Genomic DNA, 5465 nt, shown 5'->3' on the forward strand with positions numbered 1-5465 from the left:
GGGCTATGACGGCATTGATTATCGGCAACGTAGTAAGCTCAGTGAAACGCCGGATTTGTATCGCAAACTGCATGAATTTGGTATTACCCAACTTGCATTACGTTCAGCTGGTGTTGATTCCTGTAACCTGAAATGGGCCAAGGAAAACGGCCTAACGATCACGAACGTCCCATCTTATTCACCTGAAGCGGTTGCTGAAATGACATTGACCCATGCGATGAATCTGGTCCGCCATATTCCTCAATTCCAAGCACGAATGATGAAAAACGACTACATCGTTGAAGGACTTCGGTCACGCGAATTATCGGAGATGACCATCGGGATCATCGGTGTGGGTCGAATTGGAAGTACCGTTGCGAAAATATTTAAGCGGTTTGGTGCTCGGGTCCTCGGAAATGATATTAAGGAAAATGATGATTTTCGAGATCTCGTAGAATATACATCTAAAGCCGATATTTTTAAGAATGCCGATATCATTACCATGCACACTTACATGAGTGAGGATAATTATCATATGATTGGCAGTGAACAATTTGCCGAAATGAAGCCTTCCGCATTTTTGATTAATTGTTCTCGTGGACCAATTGTTGATACCGATGCCTTAATTGATGCGTTGGAGAACAAGCAAATTGCCGGTGCCGGCATTGATGTGATCGAAGACGAGACGGAAATCTTTAATCAATCATTTGAAGGCGACATTCCATTGAAGGCATATACAAAGCTCAAATCCATGGATAATGTCTTTTTGACACCTCACGTTGCGTTCTATACAGATATTGCGGTTAAAAATATGGTCAAGCAGTCACTTGATGATACGTTGAAATTAATTAATGGTAAGCCGACTAAACACACAATCAATGTTTAGATGGTACTCAAAAAGGAGAACCGGAAACCAGCATCGTGGTTTTCGGTTCTCCTTTTTGAGTAACACGGTTATTTGCTTTTAATTTCCTCATAGCCTTCAAGATAGTTTGCGTAACGGGCCAGGGCAAACAGATAGTCTGAGAGTCGGTTTAAATACTCAAAGATTTCGTCGTTGAGCGGTTGCTGTTTATCATTTAACTCAATGACCATCCGTTCTCCACGTCTTGCCAATGCTCGGGCGTATTGGAGTGAAGCCCCGGCTTGATTGCCACCCGGTAAGATGAACGCTTTGATTGCTGGTAATTTGGCCATGATCTCGTCAATCTCATTCTCCAACTTTTTGGTTTCGTCAAACGTGATATTGTGATGCCGTTTGACCGTGATGTCAGCCTGTAATTCATATAGGTTTCGCTGTACGGTTTGAATTGCTGGGGCCAACTCTGCACTTTTAGGCGAAAGCACTGAAACGACGTAGCCTAACCACGAATCCAGTTCATCTAAGGCACCGAGAGCTTCAATTTGTAAGTCATATTTGGGAACCATTTTTCCGGTGACCTGTTTGGTTTTCCCGTGATCGCCGACCTTGGTATAAATTTTTAACATTGTTTACCTCCATCAAGTATGTAATGAAAAAGGCCAAAGCAAAATTCAAATTCTGCCCTGGCCTCCTTCGTGCAAATGATCTATTTTAGGGCTTGGCCAAACGGCGGGGGACCGATCGGCCAAGGTTGAACACTGTTTTAGTTGGGTGACTTGGTTAGATATTGGGCATCTCGGTTTCGCGTTTCCTTTTTGCCTAGTGGAAACGTGTTCCGACGCAACTGACACTGCGATCTAAGACACTTTGATTCAAATCCAAACCCAGGATTTAAATCAAAGCGCACTTAGCTCACCGTGTCAAAACGTTGCTCGTCACACTCTAAACGTGTTCCGACGGGCCTGATACTAACTTCTATGCCAACTTTGATTCAAACCCAAAAGCAGGGTTTAAACCAAAGTTGGCTTAGAAACCGCATCACCCAGCCCTCGTCACACTCCAAACGTGTTCCGACGCAACTGACACTGCCATCTAAGACACTTTGATTCAAATCCAAACCCAGGATTTAAATCAAAGCGCACTTAGCTCACCGTGTCAAAACGTTGCTCGTCACACTCTCTCTTATTTTACCGGGCAAGCGCCGCCTGCACAATCGGTTTGGTCAACCAACTCGATATCCTTTTTATCATGGTTACCGTTTTGCTTGGCGAAGACCGTTGCGACATCACCGTGGATTTCCATAACCTTGTCTTCGTAGGTCTTTTCGTCAATTGGTTCCTTAGGGGCTTGTTTGAACTCATTTCCCACGTAAGGAAGCAATGAAGTTGACTTGGTTGTGAACCGGTATTGTCTCATCAGTGGCGCAATTTGGTCACCTTCATTTGGTTGGAAAGTAACGGTACAACTTACCGCATTGTCTGACCAGTAGGTTTGCAGGAATGCTTGGGTGGCAAATTGTTCTGCGATTGAAACGTTTCCGGCAGAGGCGAAGTTTTCACTATCTGCATGGGACGCACGGATTGGGAACTCAGCAACCATCGTGCTCTTGGTGTAAACATCCGGTTCAACGTGGTAGCCACAAGCTTTCAAAGCTGGCAGCAGGGGATCTGAATCCTGGAACCGGATCCGTTGAATCAAGTAACCAGCGTAGTGGAAATGCATTCCTTCAGAAACACCGGCTAATTTAGCAACAGTTCCTGATGGTTTAACCGTGGTGTGCTTAATAGAAGGCTTGCATCCAAGTGTATCGGAGTAATCTTTGTCGGCCTGAACAACAGCTTTGTACAAACCGTCGACTTCTTTAACAATTCTTGGATCGTAAATGGGTTCCTTGATTGCTTCACCAGTCTCAGGGTCAGTTGCATCTTTATAGCCAGTCACAACCCGATTTCCAAATGTTGCCAAGATCCAATCTTGAATACCTGACATTGAAATTCCGATCCGGCGGTTTTCTTCAATGACGTTACGGGAAACTTCCCAATCGTAGTTACTGAATGTAACCCGCTTTGAGAAACGGGTTCCCAAAGTGAAGGCTTCATTGAGGTCCCAGCCCTGTTGAGTTGCAACATACGGAAAGACTTCAAACAAATTACATGGTTCACCGTTTGCTAATGAAATTTCACCACATGGGTTAGTACCTTCAACGTTGGCATCAACATCTTTTTGTTTACCGTCGATCTTTCGACCATAGTTTCGTGAAAGTTCCAAGTTAACGATTCCCGGTTCACCATTATGCTGAATAGAGTCGGCAACCGGGCCGTAGTCATCAAATGCAGAGTCAACAGCAACACTGTTGTTTGATGCCCAACGGTGATGGTACAGCTTGTCTTTGTCCTGTTTCATCGTGATGAAGTCTTGGTCGTCAGCCGATCCTAAAGCTAATTCAGCTGAACGACGGACGTTTCCGGCAACAACCGTTTTTCCAATCAAATTACCAATATCAGTAGCGTCAACTGAGGACAAGTGACGGCCAACGCGCGAATTGAGCAGTTCGTTGATATCAATGAGCATTTCGATTAGTGGCATTGGACCTGAAGCAGTTCCACCGAAGCCCTTGATCTTAGCGCCCTTTTCACGGATATCGCTCATATCAAGAACCAAGTCAGTTTTGCCATCAATATTTGTGCCGTTAAAATGCATATCAATCAAGTGGGCGTTGGCAACTACCCAGCCTTCGCGGGTATCTGGAAGACGATAGTAGCGAACGTCTTTAATCGAATGATTCTTCAACCACTCGTCTTTATCCATAGCGCCCATGTCGAGTGAATCTTTGTAGGACTTGCTATTCTTGTCGATGATCACTTTCAAGTCAATCTTGTTATCAACTAGCGGAATCTTGTGGATGTTGTTTTTAGTCACAGAAAAACCAACACCGCCGCCCTTCATTAATTGGTCAAACATGAATGAGTATGGCATCGAAACGGCAGGCGTTTCTGGTTGAAGATAGTCTGGCAGGATGTGGCTGTGACCATAAGATTGTGGTCGAACCGCGATAAACCAACAGTTGTTTAAGGCGTCACCGTTACGGTCCTGATAGCTGGTACCAGAGATCCAAAGGTTACGTCCAGATGGAGTGGCAGACAGCCCATAGATTAATTTGTAAAGCTTGTGAGCCTCGTCAGTTAAATCGCTGACAACTTGTGGATCAACGTTGTCTTCGTGTAGACGAGGATCAAGGTTAATATTTCCTTCAACAACCCGTTTAACGGTCTCGTCCCAGTTTTCTGTCCGGCCTTTTTCAGGCAGCCAACGCGCATAAGTCCGCTTGTAGGTTACCCAGCCTAATTCTCCCCAGTGGGGTGTCACTTCATTTTTAACTTGGTTTATAAATTCATCAGATAGTGAAACTGATGAAAGTTTCATAGCTTGCATAATGATTCCTCCTATGTAGAATTATATTCCCTTTTCACTTGAGTTGATACTATATATAGTATCTCTATCCCGACCTTTAATCAATATATTGTGTATTTGGCAAATTTGCTTGTAGCGTGCATAATCGCGTCGAGTCGCGGATTATTCGATTTGAAACTTTTTTTAATCACACTTTGAGTGGGATTAAAGACAACAAATTGTTAGTGAAATTTGCGATAATCACACCCATTATGTGGTTTCGAAGACGATAAACGAACCACGTTATGTGCGGGTCCAGCTAACATACTGTGTGCCAATTTCATTTTTTGATGGTTTCAAACAGATAAATTCGGTTTTTAATATATAAGCATGGATATTAATGCCAAAATAAGGTATTATCATAGTTATAAACGAACGAAAAATATAAAAAGTAAAATATTGTATGGATGAATCTTTTGGGTTTTAAAAATTTTCTGGGAACTTTCATTTCACGTTACACTTTTTCTTTCTATATATAGACGTGGGGGATAACAATGCAGAAACAATATGAACTGACGATTGGCAAGATGAAGCGGACATTACCGATTATTCCGATTACAGATACGGCAGCAATTGCCTCATTTGTGCTGCTGGGGGATGCCGAGTTGACTCACTATGCTGCCGAAGAGTTGGCTAAGCGGATCAATATTCCATTTGATTATCTGGTCACCTTGGAAAGCAAAGGAATCCCACTCGCCCAAGAATTGAGCCTGATCACGCATCACCCGCGTTATTTTGTCCTGCGGAAGAGTGTGAAGGCGTATATGCGAAATCCAATTGCGATTGGGATGCGGTCAATTACCACGGACTATCATCAACAATTGGTGTTAGATGGCTGCGATGCCGAAATGCTGCGCGGAAAACGGGTCATTATTGTGGATGACGTCATTAGTACCGGCGGATCATTATCCGCAGCTGAACACTTATTAAAAAAGGTTGGTGCCGAAGTCGTTCAACGTTGCTCAATTTTAGCCGAAGGTCACGCAGCTGATCGAAATGACTGCGTGTTCTTGAAGACGTTACCGATGTTTGCGGTGAAGAATGGATAGGTCGTAAGTGTAATAACAATATAAAGTTAAAGACGTTGTAAATCTCAATATGAGATCAGCAGCTTCTTTTCATGCGTTGGTTACTATTGCTGAATTCTTTTTGATTAAAAGAAAATCGTAAAACC

Annotated in this window: 4 protein-coding genes; 2 read left to right on the forward strand and 2 right to left on the reverse strand. The window is 43.4% G+C overall.

Annotated elements, in window-relative coordinates:
- Positions 1-865, forward strand: an 865-nt coding sequence (locus AB3112_RS07655) for an NAD(P)-dependent oxidoreductase (RefSeq protein ID WP_367334229.1), incomplete at its 5' end; no start/stop codon positions are given.
- 68 nt (positions 866-933) lie between these two features.
- Here the strand turns inward: AB3112_RS07655 and AB3112_RS07660 are convergent.
- Both AB3112_RS07660 and nrdJ read right to left on the reverse strand, forming a co-directional pair.
- Positions 934-1467 (reverse strand): cob(I)yrinic acid a,c-diamide adenosyltransferase, encoded by a 534-nt coding sequence (locus AB3112_RS07660; protein ID WP_084973908.1) that lies wholly within the window; start codon positions 1465-1467, stop codon positions 934-936.
- Positions 1468-2023: 556 nt separating this feature from the next.
- Entirely contained in the window at positions 2024-4273 is a 2250-nt protein-coding gene (gene nrdJ, locus AB3112_RS07665; RefSeq protein ID WP_084973910.1) for a ribonucleoside-triphosphate reductase, adenosylcobalamin-dependent, read from the reverse strand.
- Positions 4274-4785: 512 nt separating this feature from the next.
- Here nrdJ and AB3112_RS07670 point away from each other — a divergent pair.
- A complete protein-coding gene (locus AB3112_RS07670; protein ID WP_057909833.1) occupies positions 4786-5340 on the forward strand; it encodes a phosphoribosyltransferase family protein in 555 nt (184 codons plus the stop codon).
- The last annotated feature ends 125 nt before the right edge of the window (positions 5341-5465 follow it).

Source organism: Lentilactobacillus sp. (genome assembly GCF_040773105.1).
Lineage (GTDB): Bacteria > Bacillota > Bacilli > Lactobacillales > Lactobacillaceae > Lentilactobacillus > Lentilactobacillus parabuchneri.